The organism is Amycolatopsis sp. NPDC051371 (assembly GCF_040682155.1).
In the GTDB taxonomy this organism is placed as follows: domain Bacteria; phylum Actinomycetota; class Actinomycetes; order Mycobacteriales; family Pseudonocardiaceae; genus Amycolatopsis.
Genome location: NZ_JBFBAG010000019.1, coordinates 37,188 through 57,371, shown reverse-complemented (window position 1 = coordinate 57,371; position 20,184 = coordinate 37,188). Strand labels below are relative to the sequence as shown.

The 20,184-nt window shown below is 72.0% G+C and carries 19 protein-coding genes; 4 read left to right on the top strand and 15 right to left on the bottom strand.

Translation table 11 applies throughout. From position 1 onward, the window contains the following. The first annotated feature begins 51 nt into the window (after positions 1 to 51). Entirely contained in the window at positions 52 to 870 is an 819-nt protein-coding gene (locus AB0M59_RS23410; protein ID WP_364618187.1) for a DUF427 domain-containing protein, read from the top strand. Here AB0M59_RS23410 and AB0M59_RS23405 read toward each other — a convergent pair. The 6 genes from AB0M59_RS23405 to AB0M59_RS23380 all read right to left on the bottom strand — a co-directional run bounded on the left by AB0M59_RS23405 (position 865) and on the right by AB0M59_RS23380 (position 7,721). After that, on the bottom strand, positions 865 to 2,793 hold the full coding sequence (locus AB0M59_RS23405) for a DNA/RNA non-specific endonuclease (protein WP_364618184.1): 1,929 nt from the start codon (positions 2,791 to 2,793) through the stop codon (positions 865 to 867). The genes AB0M59_RS23410 and AB0M59_RS23405 overlap by 6 nt on opposite strands. Positions 2,794 to 2,892: 99 nt before the next feature. Further along, the gene (locus tag AB0M59_RS23400) at positions 2,893 to 3,651 is read right to left on the bottom strand and encodes an NAD(P)-dependent oxidoreductase (protein WP_364618181.1); all 759 of its coding nucleotides are present in this window, start codon (positions 3,649 to 3,651) and stop codon (positions 2,893 to 2,895) included. A 2-nt stretch (positions 3,652 to 3,653) separates the two neighbouring features. Next, positions 3,654 to 5,270 carry a CocE/NonD family hydrolase gene (locus AB0M59_RS23395; RefSeq protein WP_364618179.1) on the bottom strand — a complete coding sequence of 539 codons (1,617 nt, stop codon included), beginning with the start codon at positions 5,268 to 5,270 and terminating at the stop codon, positions 3,654 to 3,656. Next, the gene (locus tag AB0M59_RS23390) at positions 5,267 to 5,860 is read right to left on the bottom strand and encodes a TetR/AcrR family transcriptional regulator (protein ID WP_364618176.1); all 594 of its coding nucleotides are present in this window, start codon (positions 5,858 to 5,860) and stop codon (positions 5,267 to 5,269) included. Before AB0M59_RS23390 ends, AB0M59_RS23395 begins: the two co-directional genes overlap by 4 nt. Positions 5,861 to 5,881: 21 nt before the next feature. Continuing rightward, a complete protein-coding gene (locus AB0M59_RS23385) occupies positions 5,882 to 6,823 on the bottom strand; it encodes an RNA polymerase subunit sigma-70 (RefSeq protein ID WP_364618173.1) in 942 nt (313 codons plus the stop codon). A gap of 1 nt (position 6,824) precedes the next feature. Further along, positions 6,825 to 7,721 (bottom strand): SDR family oxidoreductase, encoded by an 897-nt coding sequence (locus tag AB0M59_RS23380; protein WP_364618170.1) that lies wholly within the window; start codon positions 7,719 to 7,721, stop codon positions 6,825 to 6,827. Between the two features lie 69 nt (positions 7,722 to 7,790). Between AB0M59_RS23380 and AB0M59_RS23375 the strand changes: the two genes are divergently transcribed. Then, positions 7,791 to 8,798: an alcohol dehydrogenase catalytic domain-containing protein gene (locus AB0M59_RS23375; RefSeq protein WP_364618168.1), complete on the top strand. Its 1,008-nt coding sequence runs from the start codon at positions 7,791 to 7,793 to the stop codon at positions 8,796 to 8,798. Here the strand turns inward: AB0M59_RS23375 and AB0M59_RS23370 are convergent. After that, complete coding sequence (locus tag AB0M59_RS23370) at positions 8,795 to 10,354, bottom strand: adenylate/guanylate cyclase domain-containing protein (RefSeq protein WP_364618468.1); 1,560 nt, start codon at positions 10,352 to 10,354, stop codon at positions 8,795 to 8,797. The two genes, AB0M59_RS23375 and AB0M59_RS23370, sit on opposite strands and share 4 nt — an antisense overlap. A gap of 176 nt (positions 10,355 to 10,530) precedes the next feature. Here AB0M59_RS23370 and AB0M59_RS23365 point away from each other — a divergent pair, with 176 nt between their 5' ends. Beyond that, entirely contained in the window at positions 10,531 to 11,448 is a 918-nt protein-coding gene (locus AB0M59_RS23365) for a diiron oxygenase (RefSeq protein WP_364618166.1), read from the top strand. Position 11,449: 1 nt separating this feature from the next. After that, positions 11,450 to 12,919 (top strand): FAD-dependent oxidoreductase, encoded by a 1,470-nt coding sequence (locus AB0M59_RS23360; protein ID WP_364618165.1) that lies wholly within the window; start codon positions 11,450 to 11,452, stop codon positions 12,917 to 12,919. A 64-nt stretch (positions 12,920 to 12,983) separates the two neighbouring features. Here AB0M59_RS23360 and AB0M59_RS23355 read toward each other — a convergent pair whose 3' ends face one another. The 8 genes from AB0M59_RS23355 to AB0M59_RS23320 form a co-directional block, all read right to left on the bottom strand. Beyond that, positions 12,984 to 13,520, bottom strand: a complete 537-nt coding sequence (locus AB0M59_RS23355) for a pyridoxamine 5'-phosphate oxidase family protein (RefSeq protein WP_364618163.1) — start codon at positions 13,518 to 13,520, stop codon at positions 12,984 to 12,986. 2 nt (positions 13,521 to 13,522) lie between these two features. Further along, the gene (locus tag AB0M59_RS23350) at positions 13,523 to 14,020 is read right to left on the bottom strand and encodes a helix-turn-helix domain-containing protein (protein ID WP_364618161.1); all 498 of its coding nucleotides are present in this window, start codon (positions 14,018 to 14,020) and stop codon (positions 13,523 to 13,525) included. A gap of 74 nt (positions 14,021 to 14,094) precedes the next feature. After that, on the bottom strand, positions 14,095 to 15,234 hold the full coding sequence (locus AB0M59_RS23345) for a M20 family metallopeptidase (RefSeq protein ID WP_364618159.1): 1,140 nt from the start codon (positions 15,232 to 15,234) through the stop codon (positions 14,095 to 14,097). After that, positions 15,231 to 16,217, bottom strand: coding sequence for a 2-dehydropantoate 2-reductase N-terminal domain-containing protein (locus AB0M59_RS23340; RefSeq protein WP_364618157.1), 987 nt, complete (start codon positions 16,215 to 16,217; stop codon positions 15,231 to 15,233). Before AB0M59_RS23340 ends, AB0M59_RS23345 begins: the two co-directional genes overlap by 4 nt. Next, a complete protein-coding gene (locus AB0M59_RS23335) occupies positions 16,210 to 16,992 on the bottom strand; it encodes an SDR family oxidoreductase (RefSeq protein ID WP_364618155.1) in 783 nt (260 codons plus the stop codon). Before AB0M59_RS23335 ends, AB0M59_RS23340 begins: the two co-directional genes overlap by 8 nt. Continuing rightward, positions 16,992 to 18,275, bottom strand: a complete 1,284-nt coding sequence (locus AB0M59_RS23330; protein WP_364618154.1) for an MFS transporter — start codon at positions 18,273 to 18,275, stop codon at positions 16,992 to 16,994. The genes AB0M59_RS23335 and AB0M59_RS23330 overlap by 1 nt, the downstream gene beginning before the upstream one ends. After that, the gene (locus AB0M59_RS23325; RefSeq protein ID WP_364618152.1) at positions 18,272 to 19,159 is read right to left on the bottom strand and encodes a polysaccharide deacetylase; all 888 of its coding nucleotides are present in this window, start codon (positions 19,157 to 19,159) and stop codon (positions 18,272 to 18,274) included. Before AB0M59_RS23325 ends, AB0M59_RS23330 begins: the two co-directional genes overlap by 4 nt. After that, entirely contained in the window at positions 19,156 to 20,172 is a 1,017-nt protein-coding gene (locus AB0M59_RS23320; protein WP_364618150.1) for an Lrp/AsnC family transcriptional regulator, read from the bottom strand. The genes AB0M59_RS23325 and AB0M59_RS23320 overlap by 4 nt, the downstream gene beginning before the upstream one ends. Positions 20,173 to 20,184 lie beyond the last annotated feature (12 nt).

Sequence of the window (20,184 nt, the reverse complement as noted above, 5' to 3'; positions counted from 1 at the left end):
GACGCATGCCGGGTGTTGACGGCGGTGCCCGCCGGCGCGGATCGTGGGGCCATGGCGACACGCATGGGAGCGCGGTTCACCGGTGACCTGGCCGAACTCCGGTACGAACCGGTGGCCAAGCGGGTCCGGGCGGTCGCGAGTGGACGGACGTTCGCCGACTCGCGGCGGGCGGTGCTGGTCTGGGAACCGAAGCGGGTGGTGCCGTCCTACGCGGTCCCCCTGCCGGACCTGCGCGCGACACTGACCTCCGCGGAAAGCGCTTCGGCGCCGGAACATCCGGTACAGCTCGCCGAAGGCGGCCCGCCGGTCCTCGACCCGCGGACCGCGTTCGCCGTGCACACCTGCGCCGGCGAACCGCTGACCCTGGCCGGGGACGGCGTGACCCTGCCGGGCGCGGGCTTCCGGCCCGCCGACGCCGACCTCGGAGACCACGTCGTCCTCGACTTCGGCGCCTTCGACGAGTGGCTCGAGGAGGCCGAACCGATCGTCGGTCACCCGCGGGACCCGTTCTCGCGCACCGACGTCCGGCGCAGCGACAGCCGGGTGCGGATCGAAGTGGACGGTGTCGTCGTGGCCGACTCGGCCGCGCCCCGCCTGCTGTTCGAAACCGGCATCACCACCCGCTACTACCTGCCGCGCGAAGACGTCCGGATGGAGCTGCTCACGCCGTCGGACACGCGCACCACCTGCGCCTACAAGGGCCACGCGACCTACTGGTCGGTGGGCGGGCACCGCGACCTCGCCTGGACTTACGACGAGCCGCTGTCCGACGCGCGGGACGTCGCCGGGTACATCGCCTTCCTCACCGAACGCGTCGACGTCGTCCTGGACGGCGAGCGGCTGCCGCGGCCGGTCACGCCCTGGTCATAGCAGCAGGTCGTCGAGCGCCAGGATCTCCCTGACCTCGCTCGTCGATTCGAGGCCGGTCAGCGGGTCCGCGTCGGGGAGAGAACCGAACGACAAGCCGGTCAAGCCGGCGATCCGGCCCACCGGCACCTGGTAGGTGCGGTAGGCGCCGTAGCTGAACTCGCCCGCGAGCTCCAAGCCGTGGATGAGCTCCTCCTGGCTCAGCAGGTACGCCGTCGCCGAGAGCGTGCCGTCGGCCTTGACCATCGCGACGACCTTCCAGAACTGGCGCGGCAGCTGAACGTCGCGGTAGCGGTCGTCGTCCTCGGCGAGCACCGGGCCGGTCACCACGCTGACCTTCAGGTCGGCGTTGTCCGCGTTGTTGAGCACGTAGTCCTCGAGCCCGGCCCACGTCGTCTTGTTCTGGTTGAAGTCCTTGTGCTGCGGCGAACAGTTCGTGAAGTGGAACGTGTCGTCGTTGCCCAGCTGCGCGATCGCGGCCGTCGCGCCCCACGCCGGGTCGAGGCGGCGGACCAGGTGCCCGCGGTCGAGCGGGTTGGCCCGGTAGATCTCCTCGCCGACCTGCTCGCCGGCGGCCACGCGCGGGTCGAGCGACCAGTGGTCCGTCTCCCGGCGCAGCGACTGGCTGGTGCGCCCGTCGATGTTGACGGCCGTGAAGAACGCCAGGCGCCGCACCTTGTTCATGACGACGCTGAAGTGGTGGTACGGCAGGACGTACCGCGGTTCGCCCACCGCCTGCCGGTTGGTCGCCGCCAGCGCGGCGAGCGCGTCGGACAGCGCCGGCAGCGGCACGGTGTGCCCGGGCAGGAAGTCCGGGTCGTACCCCTCGCGGTTCGAGTAGTCGGGGTCGATCCGGACGGCCTCGGCGGCCGGTTCGGCGCGCAGCCGGATGTCGACGGGCAACGTCAGCGTGACCGCCTGCGCGGCGCCGTCGGGAACGGGCTGGGTGGGCGTGTCGCGCTCGGGCCGGGTGGAAAGCCGGTCGAAAAGGGCCTGCCGCGCCGGCGTGAACCGCTGCCCGCGCAGGAACTCCAGCAGCCGGCTGACCCGGATCCCTTCGTTGAGGAAACCGCCGTACTCCGCGTGTCCCTCGGCCGGGACGCTCGCGTGGTGCAGCGCCACGACCTCCCACTGGTCGTTGAACACCGGCGAGCCCGACGACCCGGGTTCGGTGTCGGTTTCGTAGTGCAGGAACTTCTCGAGGACGTCGACGATCCGGTTTTCCCGCAGCGCGACCTGCTTCTTGCCGCCGCGCGGGTGCTGGATGATGGTGACGAAGTCGCCGACGATCGCCTTGCCCTCGCTGCCGATCAGCCGGTTGAACCCGAACGGCCGCAGCTCGTCGGCGGACGCCTTGACGGCGACCAGCGCGAAGTCGAGCTCCTCGTCGGCGACGAAGAACCGGTCCGGGTCGAGTCCGAACGCGCGGACCGGCCGAGGCAGGCCGTCGACGCCGTCCTGGTAGTCGAACTCGATGACGCTCGACCCGGCCGTTGCGGCGTCCGGCAGCACGTGGTGGTTGGTGAGCAGCAGTTCCGGGGAGATCATCGAGCCGGTGCCGTAGCCGGTCAGGCGGCCGCGGCCGTCGCGGATGTTGACGCGGCCGATCGCGGCCGACGCCGTGACGCCGCCTTCGAGGTAGCCCACGCCGAGGAGGTCGTCGGTCAGGACGATCCGTTCGAGGATCACCCCGGCGTCCGCCATCGCCTTCGGATCGCCGGCGGCGATCGCCGCCGGGTTCACCGGCCGCACGTCGGGGTAGTAGCGGCCGAGCCGGTCGATCCGGGTGGCGACGCGGCTGGGCTCGTCGGCCTCGGCGATCCCGCCGGGCTTGCGCAGCAGGGCGATCTTCGCCCGTCGCGGCCCGGTCCGTTCCGCGGCGCGCGCGGCCGCGGCTCGCTCCTGTTCGGACTGGCGATCCGTCATCACGTCCACGATGCCTCCCCGGCAGCCGGAAACATCGCGTAAGTCGGGTTTTCCCGGAGCGCGTTACAGGATTTCCGGTGTGTCGCCGGGAATTGTTTTTCAAGCCACCGCGCGTCGTTTTCCCTTCCTGTCGGGAAATCGGGAAAATAACCGCCCGTCAGAAGGGGCGGCCGCGAACGGCTCGGAGTCGTCGACCGGGTGGTAGCCCAGTTGCTCGCCTTCTCGCAGCGAACATCGGCCCCGGGTGTTGGCCGACACGCCCCAGATGATCCGGAAACCCGGAGCCGCGGCGGTCAGGCACGCCTCGACCATCCGGCCCGCGTCGCCGGGGGACAACCACAAGCCCAGCGCGTGCCGGTCGACCGGCCGGGCGAAGCACGACCCGATCCGCACGCAGATCACGTCCAGCCCGAACCGGGAGTGGTGCAGGCTGCCCAGGGCCTCGACCGCCGCTTTGCTGACCCCGTAGAAGGTGTCCGGACGGGGCGGGCAGTCCGCGGGCACCGGCTTCCCGGCCGGCCAGAACCCGACGACGTGCACGCTCGACGCCAGGACCACCCGGCGCACCCCGGCGACGCGGGCGGCGTCCAGCACCGTGCGCGTGCCACCGACGTTCACTTCCATGAGCCGGTCCCAGGTGTCCTCGACGGCGATCCCGGCGAGGTGGAGCACCGCGTCCACTCCGCGGCACGCTTCGATCATCGTTTCGGCGTCGGCCACCGAGCCGGTCACCCACTCGCCCGGAAGCTCGTCGGCGCGCGCCACGTCCAGCAGCCGCAGCTGCCAGGCCGTCCGCAGCCGGGGGACGACGATGCGCCCCACCCGACCGGCCGCACCCGTCACCAGTACCCGCCCCACCTTCAGGAGCGTACCGGGAGCACGACCGCCGACGCGTGCGCCAAGTCGTGGTGGATCTCCTGGTCGGCGGCACGCAGGGTGGTCGCGGTGGCGTGCGGCTCGCCGGTGCCGGGATTGCGGGCGTAGCGCGGGAACGCGCCGCTCGACACCTGGACCCGGATGCGGTGCCCGCGCCGGAACCGGTGGGCCGTCGGCCACATCCGCACGGCGACGGCGGCCAGTTCGTCGGCCGAGGTCAGGCTGGTGAGGCCGTCGCAGACGTTGACCGAACGGCCGTCGGGGCCGACGTCGCAGAGCCGGACGAAGACGTCGGCGAAGGGCAGGCTGCTGCGGAACCAGATCTCCGCGCTCACCTCGCCGATGACTTCGACGTCTTCGTCGAGCACGGCCGTGGTGTAGGTGAGGACGTCGGCGCGGGCTTCCAGGGCCGCGTTGTCGACCCGCCCGGCGTCCGGGGCCATGCGCACGCCGCCGGCCGCGGGCGTCGGGTCGGCCGGGTCGTAGCGGTAGCCGCTGGACGCCGACTCGGCGGGTGCGTCCGTGGACAGTACGCCGCCGGACTGGAGGTGAAAGCGTTGCGGCGCATAGCCTTCCGGTGGCCAGGACGCGAAGTCCCGCCAGATTTCCTCGCCCATGACGAACAACCGGACCGGCGCGCGCTCGGGTGGCTCCTCGCCGCGGGCGTGCGCGAGCCCGAACTCCAGGGCCTCCCGGATCGTGAGGCCCGCGCCGGCGAGCAGGTCGGGCCGGCCGGCGTGGGTCCACGGCCCGACCGTCAGGCGGGGCCGCCGTCCCGCGTCCTGCAGGGTCCGGAAGTCGCGCAGCTGGCCGGGCAGGAAAATGTCGTACCAGCCGCCGAACGAGCTCACCGGCACGGTGACGTCCGCGACGCGCGGCCGGTGGTCGACAGCCGCCCACCGCGGGTGGTTCTCGTTGTGCGCGAGGACGTCCTGGATGTAGTCCGAGCGGTGGCCGATGGCGACGACGTCCGCTTGGGCGAGCGGGAGCGTGTTCAGCGCCTGCGCCAGCTTCTTCGCCTGACCGCGTTGCCGCAGCATCGCGAACCGGCGTTCCTGGACGGCGACCTGGACGCCCCAGCCGAACGGCGTCTCGAGCGAAAGCCCGTCCTCCCGCAGGAACTCGAGCGTCAGACCGGACTCGGTGACGTGCGGGATCATCGCCTTGACCTGCGGTGGCAGCCGATCGGCGACCGCCCACTGGACGAAGCCGAGGTAGCTGGGGCCGAGGAGCACCATCGCGTCGCCGAACCAGGGCTGCCGCACGACCCAGTCCAGCGTCGCGAGGCCGTCTTCGCGCTCCTGCCGCAGCGGGTCGAAGACACCGCCGGAGCCGAAGCCGCCGCGGGTGCTCTGGATCAGCACCTGGAAGCCGCGTTCGGCCAGCGGCCGGGCGAAGAGCGCGCCGAACGCGCCCTTCCGGCCGTAGGGACTGCGGACCAGCGCCGTGGGCAGGCCGTCCCCGCCCGCGCGCGGCGCCCACCGGTCGGCGAGCAGCTCGGCGCCGTCGGGCATCGGGACGCGCAGGTCGCGCTGGACGAGCAGGCGCCGGGTCGCCGGGGCGGGCAGCTTCAGCAGGCGTTCGAAGAGACGGCTGATCACCGGCCGGCCTCCTTCGTGATCATCGAGGTGACGACCGACCGGATCCGCATGAGCCGGTCGGTGAAGCCGTCGGGGTCGAGGGGGTCCGGTCCGTCGGTGACCCAGGCGTTGACGACCGCGCCGACCCCGCCGGTCAGGAACGTGGCCAGGTCCTCGATCTCCGGCGCGCCGAGCCGGTCGCGGAGCGCGTGACCGAGGTGATGCCGGTTGAGCGGGAGGAACACGCTGGTCAGCGCCTCGGTGAAGGCGAACGCGGACGCTCCGGTCAGCAGGGCGCGGTAGAAGCGCCGGTGCGCGGCGAAGTGGCGGGCCAGGGCCAGGAGCGACGTGCGTTCGTCGTCGGGGAGCTCGGTGAGCAGCTCGCGCCGGACCAGGTCCTGCGCGGCTTCGAGGAGGAGCGAGTCGCGGTCGCCGAACTGCTGGTAGAGCACTTGCCGGCTGACATCCGCCGCTTCGGCGATCTCGGAGACCGCGACGGCGGTCGAATCCCGTTCGGAGACGAGTTCGACGGCGGCTCGCATCAACGCGGCGCGCGACCGGCGCACCCGCCGGTCCTTGACGGGGGCTTCGGTCGTCCAGTCGGAGCGCATGGCTCCGATAATGGACAGTTGTCAAGAAAATGGCAAGTGTTGTGTAACAGCCTCCGGGAGGTCGAACAGCGGGAAGAGCGCCGGATCGAGGAAGGTGTACAGGGCGGTGACGCGCCCGGCCGCGGTCGTCAATGCGTGGATCGCGAACGCGTGGTGGCCCTCGGCGTCGCGCCGGTACTGCGCCAGCCCGATGCCGCCGTTGACGTCCACGGGCACGAGGAGCGCGCCCTCGCACGCGGCGCGGCGCGAGTGGAACCAAGCTGCGATCGACGCGGTTCCGCGCAGGGTGATGTCGTACGGCGGCATCGAAAGCGTCGCTTCGTCGTGCAGCAACGCCACCAGAGCGTCGATGTCGAACCGCTCGAAGGCGTCGACGTACCGGGCGAGCAGCGCGCGGTCGTCGCCGGACAGCGGAGCCGGGTCCGGTGCGGGCAGCGCGGCGCGGGCCCGCTTGAGCACCGCGTTGACCGCGTCTTCCGTCGTGTCGAGGAGCTTCGCGACCTCCTTCGCCCGCCACCGCAGCACGTCCCGCAACAGCAGCACCGCGCGCTGGCGCGGCGAAAGCACCTGCAAAGCGGCGACGAAGGCGAGCCGGACCGTCTCGCGGTCCACCGCCACCTGCGCGGGGTCCAGGACCCAGCGGTCCGGGACGGGCTCGACCCAGGTCTCCCGGGGGCGAGCCGGCCCCAGCTCGTCGGTGACGTTCGTGGGCAGCACCCGGCGTCGCGCGTCCTTCAGCGCATCGAGGCACACGTGCGTCGCGATGGTGAACAGCCACGTCCGCAGCGCCGCCCGGCCGTCGAACCGGTCGAGGCCGCGCCAGGCGCGCACCAAGGTCTCCTGCACGGCGTCGTCGGCGTCGAAGGCCGACCCCAGCATCCGGTAGCAGTACCCGGCGAGCTCCTGGCGCAACGGGCCGAGCTGCTCCTCGAACGCGGCCCGGCCCGGCATGGTCGTCAGCATGTCACGCCGGCTGCCAGCCGGAGGCCCACAAGTGGGACGGCGGGGCCTCGCCGCGGAACCTCGCCGCGTGCCGGCGGGCGAACTCGGCGAAGGTCGTCGGCCGGACGCCGAACCTCTCGTGCGTATTGAGGTCCACTCGGGACTCTTCGGCGCCGGTCCGCCGCTCGGCGAACAGCTCGTCCATCGCGTCGGCGAAGAACGCGGGGATCCCGGCGGCGAGCAGTTCTTGCCGCTTGGCGGCCGGGTCGGCGTCGACGTAGCGGACCGGCCGGCCGGTGACCTCGGCGAGCTGCCCGGCGACCTCGGTCATCGTCAGTGCCTCGGGCCCGGTCAGCTCGTACCGGCCACTCTCCTCGCCTTCGCCGCGCAGCACGGCGACCGCGACCCGCGCGAGGTCGCCGACGTCGACCGGTGCGAGCTTCGCGTCACCCATCGGCAGGTTCAGGACGCCGTCGCGGAGCATCGACGGCACCTCCCGGAAGTACACCGGCATGAACTGGCTCGGCCGCAGCACCGAGTACGCGAGCCCGGAGTCCGCGAGGTAACCCTCGATTTCGGCGTGCATCCGCGCGAACCGGAACGCCGAACCGCGCCGGCACCCCCGGCCGGACATCTTCACGACGTGCCCCACGCCGGCGTGCTTCGCGGCGTCGATGAAGGCGTGTTGCGTCTCGACCAGCCGCTGGTCGGCCGAGGAGATCAGCAGGGCCCGCTCGACGCCCGCGAAGACGGCCGGTGGCGGGTCGAGCAGGTCGCCGGTCACCACTTCGACGCCGTCCGGGAACCCGGCGGCTTTCGCGGGGTCCCGGACCAGTGCGCGCACCGGCAGTCCTTCGGCCACGCACGCGCGGAGTACCGCGGATCCGGTCAGCCCGGTCGCCCCTGTCAGCAAGATCATGTGCCGTCCTTTCGTGTCACCTGGTTGGACTGCCGGGGCGCGCGAAACTGGTCGTGCGAGCATGCAGCCATGTCTTCGACGATGCGGGCCTTCGTGCTCACCGGGCCGCGCCGAGGGGCCGTCCAGGAGGTCCCGGTGCCCCGCCCGGAGTCCGGCGAAGTCGTCGTCGACGTCGAACGAGCCGGGGTCTGCGGCACCGACGTCGAGTTCTTCACCGGCGAGATGGCCTACCTGCACCAGGGGCACTCCGCCTACCCGATGCGGCTGGGACACGAGTGGGCGGGCACGGTTTCCGCCGTGGGGGCGGGCGTCGACTCCGGGTGGCTCGGGAGGCGGGTCATGGGCGACACGATGCTCGGCGACCAGACGTGCCGCCGCTGCGCGAGGGGCCACCAGCACACCTGCGAGAACCGCCAGGAAGTCGGGATCCGCGGCGACCGGCCCGGCGCGCTGGCCGAACGGCTCGCCGTCCCCGCGTGGTCACTCCACGCGCTGCCCGACGAGGTCGACGCGGTGCTCGGCGCGCTCGTCGAACCGGGCGGCAACGCGTTGCGCGCGGCGCGTGCCGCGGGCGCCTGCGACCGGGCACTCGTCTTCGGCCCGGGCACGATCGGACTGCTGACCGCGATGTTCCTGCGGGCCGCGGGGACCGAGGTCCACCTGATGGGCGTGGACGACGGCAGCTTCGCCCGCGGCCTCGGCTTCGAGCACGTCTGGACCCGCGAGACGCTGCCGGACCTGCCCTTCGACGCGGTCGTGGACGCCACCGGCGCCGCGGACCTGCCCGCGCTGGCCGTGGACCTCGTGGAGCCGGCCGGCCGGGTCGTCTACATCGGACTGTCCGGCCGCCCCAGCCCGCTCGACACCCGCGCGCTGGTGCTCAAGGACGTCACGGCGGTCGGGGTTCTTTCGGCGTCCCCGGGTCTGGCCGAGACGATCGCCGCGTACGGCAGCGGGGCCGTCGACCCGCGGCCGCTCGTCGCCGCGACGGTCGGGCTCGACGACGTGGGTGCGGTGCTGGCGGGGGAGTGGCGAGCGGGGCCGGGGCCGAAGATCCACGTCGACCCGCGGCGCTAGCGGGGCGACGCCAGGGTGGTCGGGCGGCTGCGGCCGCGCAGGGTGACGTCCTCGGTCGCCTGCCACCGAGCCGCTTCCGCCGGCTCGGCGGCCTCGACCGCCGTCCACGACGCCAGCAGCCGGCCCGGCGCGTTCTTCGCCAGCTCGGTCAGCCGGGCGGCTTCGTTGACCGGGTCGCCGATCACCGTGTACTCGAACCGGCGCGGGTCGCCGACGTTGCCCGCCACCGCGTCGCCCGTCGCGACCCCGATACCGGCCGGCCCGTCCGGGACCTCTTCGGCGAGGCGGCCGGCGATCGCGCGACCGGCCGCCAGCGCGCACGTCGCGTGGTCCCCGAGCGGCGCCGGCGCGCCGAAGACCGCCAGCGCGGCGTCGCCGACGAACTTGTTGACCAGCCCGTGGTGCCGGTCGACCTCGTCGACCACCACCGCGAAGAACCGGTTGAGCAGGCCGACGACCTCTTCGGGCGGGCGGCTCGCGGCCAGCGCCGTCGAGCCGACCAGGTCGACGAACAGCACCGAGACCGTGCGCACCGTGCCGCCGAGCTCGGTGCCGTCCTCGGACGTGCGCATGGCTTCGACGGCGACCTCGTGGCCGACGTGCCTGCCGAAGAGGTCGCGCATCCGTTCCCGCTCGGCCAGCCCGGCCGCCATGTCGTTGAACCCGGCCTGCAGCAGGCCCAGCTCGGTGCCGTCGTAGACCGGGATCTCGACGGCGAAGTCGCCGGCCCGGACCCGGCCCAGCGCGTCGCGGACCGACGTGATCGGGTTGACGACCGCGCGGGCGGTGAACACGGTGACCAGTAGGCCGAAGCAGAGCACGACCAGGCCGAGCGCGATCACCGACACCGCGAGCTTCGTCGTCGAGACGTCGCCGCGCACCCAGGCCAGTACCGCCGTGACGACCAGCCCGGCCACCGGCACCCCGGTGCCCAGGCACCAGAACAGCAGCATCCGCAAATTGACGCCGCCGCTGAGCGGGCGCGGCGGCGCGGTCCCGTCGAGGGCGCGCGCCGCGTACGGGCGCAGAGCGAACTCGCCGAAGAGGTAGGCGATCGCGCAGACCACGACGCTCGCGAACGCGACGACGAGGAAGACGGTCAGCGCGACGGCGGGTTGCCGGAGCACGGCCAGCGCGGCGAACACCACGGTCGCGACGCCCCACAGGACGGCCTGCATGAGCGTGAGGCGCAGGGGGACGCGCAGGCTGGCGACGCGTTCGGCGTCGGTCGGGCGGCGCCCTTCGGCGGCCCAGCGCAAGGTCCGTAGCGCTCCGCGAGTACCCCAAAGCGTGCCGACGACGACCGCCGACACGACGTAGCCCGGCACCGCGACCGCCATGACCCGCACGAGGTCACCGGACATGCCCGGGGCCGGTATCAGCAGTGCCGCGAGCCCGACGACCACCAGCGCGCCGATGACGTTCGTGGCGATCAGGGTGGCGGTGAGCAGGCGCTGGACCCGCCTGCGCAGTACGGTGACGTCCTGGTCGAGGGGGCCGAGCAGCCCGGAGCCGAACGGCCCGGACCGGGCGGGGGTGTCGCTTTTCGAGTGCACCGGTTCCTGCCGTTCGACGCCATTGAGTGAACGAATGTACACCGAGTCGACGACGGCTCGCGAGCCGGTCTGACGGCGAGTTTCGCGGTCGCCGAGGCGACGGGTGTGCACCGGACCGAGTATATGTTACGGTTGGTAACAGTGAACTCCGGTAACACCTGTCGAGGAGGTCGGCGATGACCAGTATCAGCGAACGCGAAGCGGCGACTGCAGCGTCTTCGGACCGCGAGACCACCGCGCGCCGGCTGCTGGACTCGTCGGAGCAGCTCTCGTACGACCCCGTCAAGGAGGTCGACTGGGAGACGCCGCTGGACACGGACTACCACGGCGCGAGCCCCGAGTGGAGCACGCTCTACGGCACGTCCTACTGGGCTGAGATGACGCCGGAACAGCAGCGCGAGCTGACCCGCCAGGAGGCGGCGTCGGTGGCCAGCACCGGCATCTGGTTCGAGATGATCCTGCAGCAGATGATCCTGCGGGACTTCTACGCCAAGGACCCGACCGACCCCGCGTTCCAGTGGGCGCTGACGGAGATCGCCGACGAATGCCGGCACTCGATCATGTTCGCCCGTGGCGCCGCCAAGCTGCGCGCGCCCGCGTACCGGCCGCGCCGGTTCGTCGTCGAGGCGGGCCGGATCTTCAAGGCGACCGCCACCGGCGAAGCGGCGTACGCGGCGATCCTCGTGGCCGAAGAGGTCCTCGACGTGATGCAGCGCGACTGGATGCGCGACGAGCGCGTCGTCCCGTTCGTCCGGACCATCAACAACATCCACGTCGTCGAAGAGTCGCGCCACATGAAGTTCGCGCGCGAGGAAACCCGCCAGCGGCTCGAAGGCGCCGGCTGGGTGCGGCGACAGGTCAACGCGCTGGTCGTCGCGATCGCGTCCTACGTCATCGTCGGCAGCATGGTGAACGGCAAGGTCTACGAGAACGCCGGGCTCGACGGCAAGCGCGCGCGGCGCGAAGCGAAGGCCAACGAGCACCACAAGTCGATGCTGCGCTCGAGCTGCTCCGGGCTGATGGAGTTCCTGCACTCCGCCGGGCTGCTCACCAAGCCGTCGCTGTATTTCTACAAGCGGGCGAACCTGATCTGAGATGGCGTTCGCGATCACCCAGACCTGCTGCGCCGACGCGTCCTGCGTGTCGGTCTGCCCGGTCAACTGCATCCACCCCACGCCGGACGAGCCGGATTTCGGGACGACCGACATGCTCTACGTCGACCCGGCGACCTGCATCGATTGCGGCGCCTGCGCCGACGCCTGCCCGGTCGACGCGATCTTCCCGGCCGGCGACCTGACCGGGCCGCTGAAGGTCTACGAGGAGATCAACGCGGAGTACTACGCGGGCCGGGACATCCTCGCCGAGGCAACGGTCGCCCCGAACTTCCACCGCTGGTCCCCGCCGGAGTTCGGCCGTGTCCTGCCGAGCGACTTCGCGGCGTTGGACGTCGCGGTCGTCGGCACGGGCCCGGCCGGCATGTACGCGGTCGAGGACCTGTTGCTGCACACCGGATCCCGGGTCACCTTGATCGACCGGCTGGCGACGGCCGGCGGCCTGATCCGCTACGGCGTCGCGCCCGACCACCCGTCGACGAAGAAGATCGGCGAGACGTTCGCGCGCTTCCACGACCACCCGCGGCTCAGGTTGCGCCTCGGCGTCGAGGCCGGTCCCGAACTGGCCGCTCGCCACGACGCGGTGATCTACGCGGTCGGGGCCACGGAGGCCCGGCGCCTCGGTGTCCCCGGTGAGGACCTGCCCGGCAGCCTCCCGGCCGCCGCGGTGGTCGGCTGGTACAACGGCCACCCGGACGCGGCGCCCGTCGACCTTTCTGCCGAGCGCGTCGTCGTGGTGGGCACCGGCAACGTCGCCCTCGACATCGCCCGGATCCTCACGGCGGACCCGGGGTCCCTGGCCGGCACCTCCCTCGCGCCGGCGGCCTTGGCCCGGCTGCGGTCGAGCAAGGTGCGGGAGGTGGTGGTGCTGGCCCGGCGCGGCCCCGAGGACGCCGCGTACACACGGCCGGAACTGTTGGAGCTGGCGGCCCGGGGCAACCTCGTCGTGGACGCGCACGACCCGCGCATCGGCGCGGCGATCGACGGCGGGGACGAGAAAGCTGCTCTGTTGCGAGGCCTGCCGCGAGAGGTGGTGGAGTGGTCCGCGCCGCCCCCGGACGGCCGGCGGGTCGTGCTGCGCTTCCACTCTTCGCCGGTCGCCTTCACCGGCGACACCGAGATCCGCGGCGTCCGCGCGACGGGCCCGGCGGGCGAGGTCGAGATCCCGGCGGGTCGCGTCGTGCGGGCCGCGGGCTTCCGCGGTGCGCCGGTGCCGGGCCTGCCGTTCGATCCCGGCACCGGGACGGTCCCGAACACGGCCGGCCGCGTCGAGCCGGGCACGTATGTGGCCGGCTGGATCAAGCGCGGGCCGTCGGGCGGAATCGGGGCGAACAAGGCGTGCGCCCGCGAGACGGTCGGGTCGCTGCTGGAGGACGCGATCGCCGGCCGGCTCCGAATCCGGCGGCGCGCACGCATCTTCGGCCGGGCACCGGCGGTTCGCCAAAGGTCTTGAATGAGTCATTCAGGACCTCCCGAGCCCTGAATGACTCATTCAAGACAACCGGGGCGGCGGCCGGTCAGCGGGCGGTGGGTGCGTGGCTCGTGTGGGTGAACTCCACTGTGGACAGCATCGACTCGTCCGTCCTCGAGCGCTTGCGGCCGAAGACCAGGACCTTCGCCGGCTCGACCGCGAACACCACCGCGTCGTGCCCGCCCTGCCGGAACGTGTCCTCCGTCGCCGAGTAAACCCAGCTGCCGTCCCACTTGGCCAGCCACGCTTCGGCGAGCTGTTCCAGCTTGGCTCGGCCGGTGACGCGCCGGGCGACGCCTTCGACCACCACGTCCAGGGCGTCGTCCCACGAGTCGCGGCCCGTGGTCAGCACCACGTTCGGGTTCGCCGTGAGGTTGAGGTACTTCTGCTCGGTCTCGCCGGTCGCGAAGTGCAGCGCGCCGTCGAGCCAGATCGCGACCAGCGGGGTCACGTGCGGCCGGCCGTCGGCGCGGACCGTCGTGAGCCAGCTGATCTGCGCCGCTTCCAGGGCTTTCACCGTCTCGGCCCAGTCGGTGGCCGAGGTGCCGGGGTCGCTGAACCGTTCGTCGAGCCGGGTTTCCATCGTCACTCCGTTCGTCGGTCGCGAAAGGGTGCCGCGGCCTCGAGACGCTCGGCGACCGTCGGGCCATCCGGCGCCTTTCCGCGGCGGGTTCCGAGGTGGGCTTCGCGCAGTTCGTCCATGAAGGCCTCCCACAGCGGGGGACCGCCGGCGGTGAGCACCTCGGCGCGAGCCGCGTACTCGTCGGCGACGGGCAGGTGCCGGACGCCCCACGCGCTGAGCTGCGCGAGCACCGGCACCAGGTCGATCGCCCGCTCGGTCAGGCTGTAGGTGACCTTCTGCTTGTGCGACGGATCGCCGGCGCGAGTCAGCAGGCCGTGCTCGACGAGCACCGCCAGCCGATCGGCCAGCACGTTCGACGAGATCCGCTCCTCACCGCCGAGCAGCTCGCGAAAGTGCCGCGCCCCGCCGAAGACGACGTCACGCAGGACGAGCAGCGTCCACCGGTCGCCGAAGATCTCGAGCGACAGGTTGATCGGACACCCCGACCGCGCTTCCCGCACTGCTCCCACCTCGCAACTGGTTGCATGACAAGAGCAGTATTACCCCAAGGCGACCGGTTGTAAACCGAGAGCGGTCATCCGGCGAGCCGGTGCAGGACGGCGGCAGCCAGCGCGGTCCGTTCGAGCATCCCCTCCACGCTGATGTGCTCGTGCCGCGCGTGCGCGCCGTCGCCGACCGCGCCGAAGCCGTCCAGGACCGGGTGGCCCAGCGCGGCCACGAAGTTGCCGTCACTGGCGCCGCCGACCGAACATTCCCGCAGCGTGACGCCCAGTTCCGCGGCCTCGTCGCGGGCCAGCTCGTACAGCCGCACGATCGCCTCCGAGCGTTCCATCACCGGCCGGTTCCAGCCGCCGGTCACCTCGACCGTCGCGCGGGAGTCGTGCGCGCTCAAAGCCGTGAGGCCCGCGTCGATGCGGGCCGCCTCGGCGGCGCTGGACACGCGGACGTCGATCTCGCCCGATGCCGCGCCCGCGATCACGTTCTGCCGGGTGCCGCCGGCGATCACGCCGACGTTCACCGTGGTGCCGGCGTCGGGATCGGACAGCCCGTGCAGCGCGAGCACCGCCCGCGCCAGCTCGTCGATCGCACTCGCGCCCTTGGTCGGGTCGAGGCCGGCGTGCGCCTCGACGCCCGTCGTGCGCACCCGGAACAGGCCGACACCCTTGCGCGCGGTCTTCACCGCGCCGTCGGCGCTCGCCTCGAACACCAGCGTCGCGCGCGTCCCCGCGGCGGCCTCCTCGATCACCGGGCGCGACGCCGGGCTGCCGATCTCCTCGTCGCCGTTGAGGACCAGCCGCACCGCCGGGCGCGGCAGCCCGGCCGCGTCGAGCGCGCGCAGCGCCCACACCGCGTGCACCAGCCCCGACTTCATGTCGAAGATCCCCGGCCCGGTCGCGCGGTCACCGTCCACAGTGAACGGCCACGCGGCGAGCGTCCCGAGCGGCCATACGGTGTCGTAGTGGCACAACAGGAGCACCGGCTCGCCGGCGCCGGGGAAGTCGTAGATCTTGATGTCACCGTACCGCCCGCCGTCGACGTCCCGGACGTTCTCCGGAGATCCCAAGCGTTCGCGCAGCCAGCCGTCCACCCAGGACAGTCCGCGGTCCAAAGCGGACTTTTCGTCGCTGGGCGTCTCGATGCCGACGTAGGTCGCGACGTCGGCCAGGAGGTCGTCGCGGTGCGTGCGCACCCACTCGTGCAGTTCGCGGATCACAGCGCTCGCTCCAGTTCGGTCAGGTGGTCTTCGGACATCGTGGCGGCGCCGGTCTCGACGTCGCGCAGCCGGGTCAGCATCGCCCGCAGCAGAGGGACGTCCGCCGCCGCGAGCACCGGCGCGTAGTGGTGGTGCACCTCGACCGGGCGGTGCCGGACGGCGATGTCGCGCCAGATGCCGCTGCGATCCTTGGGCTGGGTCCGCAACCACGCGACCAGTCGGTCGGTGGCCGCCTCGCGCCCGGCCGCGCCCGGCAGGTAGGCCGCCGGGTCGAACTGGTCGAACGGCTCGAGCGTGCGGTCGCCGGCCGCGGCGAAGACCTCGGCCGTGAGCGCATACATCAGCGGCCGGTGGCGGTCGATCAGGTCGGCCATCGGCGCGTCCGCCAGCGCTGTCGTCGTGAGCATCGCGCCGAAACCGAGCTTCGCCCACAGGTAGCCCTCGACATTGGCAGTCGCTTTCGCCGGGCCCCACGCCTGCAGGTCCGCGACGACCTCCTCTACGCGGTCGCTGATCCGGCCGTCCGGCTCGCCGACGACCAGCGCGCCGAGTCCGCCGTCCCGCACCACGCCGGGCTCGACGACGTCGGCGAACAGGTTCACGAACGCTCCGACCGTCCTTTCCGGACCGACGTGCGACGCGATCAGCGCCTCGTTGAGACCGTTCTGCAGCGAGACGACGAAGCCGTCGGACGCGAGCCTTGGGGTCAGCCACGGCAGCACGGTTTCGGTGGCCTGGGCCTTGACGGCCAGCAGCACCCGGCCGAACGTCGGCGGGGCTTCGTCGGGGAGGAAGGCCGGCAGCTCCACGGTCTCGTCGCCACCGGGACGGCACAGGGTGAGACCGCGGTTCGCGATCGCGGCCACGTGCGCCGGGTCGGTGTCCACGATGGACACCGGGTGCCCGGCCCGCGCGAGGTGGAACGCGAGCGTCCCGCCGATCGCGCCGCCGCCGACCACGGTGTACGAGCGCCGGTCAGACATGCAGGTCCTTTCCTTGTTGGACAGTTGTCCCCGCGCCGGCCCAGTGCAGCGGCAGCCCGGCCGCGCCCGCGGTCGAACCGCCGTCGACGCGCAGGACGGCGCCGGAGATCCAGCCGGCCTCGGGACCGGCGAGCCAGAACACCGCGTCGGCGATCTCGCGCGGCTCGCCGCGCCGGCCGAGGGGGTTCACCGACACCGCCGCCGCGTACGCCTCGGTGACCGGGTTGGCGTCGCTGTCGACGGTGACGAAGCCCGGGCTCACGGCGTTCACGCGGATGCCGTGCGGGCCCAGCTCCACCGCGCAGGCCTTGGTGACCATCTCCAGCGCGGCCTTCGACGTCGCGTAGTGCCCGGCGCCGGGGCGCGCCCGGGTGGCCGCGCCGGACGAGATGTTGACGACCGCGCCGGTGGTTCCCTTGTCCACATGAGACCGTCCGAACGCGACGGTCGTCAGCAGTGCGGCCCGGACGTTGACGTCCTGCACGCGGTCCCAGATCGCCGCGGTCATGTCGAGCAGGGGAGTGGCCGGGTAGATCCCGGCGGCGTTGACCAGGACGTCGACCGGACCCGCCTGGTCGACGAGCCCTTCGGCGTACTCCGCGTCGGCGAGGTCTCCGGGCAGCTCGAGGACTTCGGTGGACAGTCGGGCGGCCACTGTGGACAGTTCCGCCGCGCGGAGATCGGACAGGACGAGGCGGTCTCCCGCGGCGGCGAACCGGGCCGCGATCGCGGCGCCGATGCCGCCGCCGGCCCCGGTGACGAGCACGGTGCGCACTACAGCTCCTTCCCCTTCGTCTCGGGCATGGTGAGGTAGACCGCGACGCCGATGAGCGCGGCGGCCGCGACGTAGATCCACACCAGGTCGCCGAGGTGGTTCGCGTTGAGCCAGGTCGTGACGTACGGCGCGGTCCCCCCGAAGATCGCCACGGCGAGCGCGTACGGCAGGCCGATGCCGGTGGTGCGGACCTCCGGCGGGAACTGCTCGGCCATGATCACCGCGCAGTTGGCCGAGTACCCGACGATCAGGACCAGCCCGATCAGCTCGATGGCGAACACGCTCCAGAAGCTGTTGCCCAGGAAGTGGAACGCGGGCCAGGCGAAGACCACGAATCCGCCGGCGAACATCGTCATCGTCGGTTTGCGCCCGAGCCGGTCGGACAGCAGGCCGCCGAAGGGCAGCAGCAGGATGAACACGACCATGGCGAGGGTGTTGGCCAGCAGTGCCGTCTTGAGCGGGATGCCGGTGGTCAGGTGGGCGTAGGCCGGCATGTAGGAGACCCACACGTAGTAGATCAGCGTTCCCGCGATGGTCACGCCGGCGACGCGCAGCGCCGCGCCCGGGTGGTCGCGCAGCATCGCGACCACCGGGTTGCGCCGCGGCTTCGCGGCGATCTTGGTGAACGCCTCGGTTTCGTGCACCGAAACCCGCAGCCACAGTCCGACCAGGCCGAGCAGCCCGGCGAGGCCGAACGCGAGCCGCCAGCCCCAGCCGCGCAGGTCGGCGTCGGACAGCGTCGAGTTGAGGATCGTGCCCATCAGCGCGGCGAGCAGGGAACCGAGGCCGACCGAGACCTGCTGCCACGAACCGGCGAACGCCCGGCGGCCCGGCGCGGCGGACTCGATGAGGAACGCCGACGACGACCCGAACTCCCCGCCCGCGGAGAAGCCCTGGACGAGCCGGGCCAGCAGCAGCACGATCGGGGCCAGCACGCCGATCGCGGTGTACGTCGGGCACAGCGCGATGACGATCGACGCCCCGGCCATCAGCGAGATGGTGAGCGTCAGGCCCTTCTTGCGGCCGTTCCGGTCGGCGTACGCGCCGAGCACCGCGCCGCCGATCGGCCGCATGACGAACCCGACGGCGAAGACGGCCAAAGTGGACAGCAGCGCCGTGGTTTCGTTACCACCGGCGAAGAACTGACCGGCGAAGACCGGGGCGAACGTGGCGTAGACGGCCCAGTCCACCCATTCGACGGTGTTGCCGACGGCGCCGGCGACGATCGCCTTGCGCTGTTGCGCCGTCAAGCGGTGGCTGACGACGGTGTCCACAGTGGTCATGACTGCTCCCGCAGGACGTGGCCGACGATCTGGGCGTGCGTGGCGAACCAGACGCCGTCGTGACCGGTGATGTGGTCGAGGAGCTCGGCCAGGATCGCGATGCGCGAGCGGTGGCCGATGATGTGCGGGTGCATGGTGAGCTGGAAGATGCCGCCGTCGGCGAGGGCGGCGTCGAACTCGTCGCGCCAGATCGACAGGACGCCGCGCGGCGGGGTGTAGGGCCGCAGCGAGGCGAACCGGTCCATCATGAAGTACGGCGCGTCGTCGCGAATCCATTCGACCGGCAGCTCGACGATGCCGGTGGGTTCACCGTTCTCGATCAGCTCGTAGCAGTCGTCATCGGCCATCAGCGACGAGTCGTACTTGAGGCCCAGCTCCCGCGTGATGGCGAGGGTGTGCGCGGAGAAGTCCCACGACGGCGTCCGGATGCCGACCGGCCGGGTGCCCGCGAGGCGCTCCAGGACGTCGGCCGCGCGGAGGGCGAGGTCGCGTTCTTCGGTCTCGGTGAGCGCCGTGTTGCGTTCGTGGATCCAGCCGTGCAGCGCGACTTCGTGTCCCGCGTCCACATAGGACTTGACTTCGCCGTCGTGCAGCAGCGCTGAAACGGCGGGCATGAAGAAGGAGGCGGGCGCGTTGTGCTGCTGCAGGAGCTTCAGGATGCGCGGCACGCCGACGCGGGCACCGTACTCTCCCTGGGCCATCTTGCCGGGCAGGACGTCGCCGTCGCGCAGGGCGGGCGTCTCGTGGTCGGAGTCGAAGGACAGGGCCACGGCGACCTTCGCGCCGCCGGGCCACGACGCGGGGCGCAGTGCGCGCCCGGCGCGGACGTGCTCGACGTGTCCGCGCCACGTCTTTTCGTCCCACTGCCACGGTTGGTCGGTCATGCGTCCTCCAAGCTGGCGGCGGGCGTCGGGGCCCACGCGCGCTTGAGCGTCGAAACCTGCAGGGTCACGTCGGCCTCCCGGAGCCCGGGCAGTGCGCCGACGACGTCGGTGGTGTGGCGGTAGAGCTCCCCGTAGTGGCGCAGCACGATCTGGCCGACGAGGTTGAAGCGGCCGGTCGTGGCGCTGAGGTACTTCGTGCCGGGGTGGGCGGCGAGCTGCTGCCCCGCGCGGTCGAGCTCGCCGGGGACGACCGAGAGCCAGAGCATGAACTCGAGCGCGTAGCCGAACATGGCGGGCTCGGCGAGGGTCCGGAACCGCAGGCAGCCTCGGCGCACCAGTGAATCGACGCGACGGGCCACAGTGGACTCGCTGGTTCCGACCTGTTTGGACACTTCCTTGAACGGCAGCCGGCCGTCTTCGCCGAGAGCGGCGCAGATGGCGAGGTCGAGTTCGTCGAGCTGCTCGGGTGGGCGTTCCCAGTGCTGTTCCTCGAACGGCCGGACGTCGCCGCCGCGCAGCTCTTTCGCCGCGTCGGAGGTGAGCTCGCCGGAGTCCCAGTCGTGGTTGGAGGTGAAGGTGCGCATGACGGCGAAGGTCTCGGCGTCCCGGATGGCCTGGGCGGCGGGGAAGCCGTTTTCCTGCAGGCTCGCGATGTCGGCGTAGGAGGGCAGGACGAACTCGGCGGAGCAGTCGGCGCTCCCGGCGAGCACGGTGGCGTACCGGACATCGGGCCGCGCGGCGAGGGCCTCGGCGACGGCGGCGGCGGTGCCGGGGCGGCACTTCAGCCGGGCGATGACCGGGACGCCGAGACCGCACCGGAGCACGTCGACGACGCCGATGACCCTCAGCCGGCCGCTTTCGGTGAGTTTCTCGGCGCGCCGGAGGACGGTGGACTCGCTGGCGCCGACATGGCGGGCGACGGCGCCCCAGGACGCCCGGCCGTTGAGCTGGAGGGCCGCGACGATACGGCGGTCCAGCTCGGTCGCTTTGCCTTCGTTCTGCACAAGAGGCATCCTGAATGCAGG

Coding starts and splice junctions, on each gene's coding strand:
- AB0M59_RS23410 (WP_364618187.1), top strand. CDS start 52: ATGGCGACACGCATGGGAGCGCGGTTCACCGGTGACCTGGCCGAACTC.
- AB0M59_RS23405 (WP_364618184.1), bottom strand. CDS start 2,793: ATGACGGATCGCCAGTCCGAACAGGAGCGAGCCGCGGCCGCGCGCGCC.
- AB0M59_RS23390 (WP_364618176.1), bottom strand. CDS start 5,860: ATGCGCTCCGACTGGACGACCGAAGCCCCCGTCAAGGACCGGCGGGTG.
- AB0M59_RS23385 (WP_364618173.1), bottom strand. CDS start 6,823: ATGCTGACGACCATGCCGGGCCGGGCCGCGTTCGAGGAGCAGCTCGGC.
- AB0M59_RS23380 (WP_364618170.1), bottom strand. CDS start 7,721: ATGATCTTGCTGACAGGGGCGACCGGGCTGACCGGATCCGCGGTACTC.
- AB0M59_RS23375 (WP_364618168.1), top strand. CDS start 7,791: ATGTCTTCGACGATGCGGGCCTTCGTGCTCACCGGGCCGCGCCGAGGG.
- AB0M59_RS23365 (WP_364618166.1), top strand. CDS start 10,531: ATGACCAGTATCAGCGAACGCGAAGCGGCGACTGCAGCGTCTTCGGAC.
- AB0M59_RS23360 (WP_364618165.1), top strand. CDS start 11,450: ATGGCGTTCGCGATCACCCAGACCTGCTGCGCCGACGCGTCCTGCGTG.
- AB0M59_RS23355 (WP_364618163.1), bottom strand. CDS start 13,520: ATGGAAACCCGGCTCGACGAACGGTTCAGCGACCCCGGCACCTCGGCC.
- AB0M59_RS23340 (WP_364618157.1), bottom strand. CDS start 16,217: ATGTCTGACCGGCGCTCGTACACCGTGGTCGGCGGCGGCGCGATCGGC.
- AB0M59_RS23330 (WP_364618154.1), bottom strand. CDS start 18,275: ATGACCACTGTGGACACCGTCGTCAGCCACCGCTTGACGGCGCAACAG.
- AB0M59_RS23325 (WP_364618152.1), bottom strand. CDS start 19,159: ATGACCGACCAACCGTGGCAGTGGGACGAAAAGACGTGGCGCGGACAC.
- AB0M59_RS23320 (WP_364618150.1), bottom strand. CDS start 20,172: ATGCCTCTTGTGCAGAACGAAGGCAAAGCGACCGAGCTGGACCGCCGT.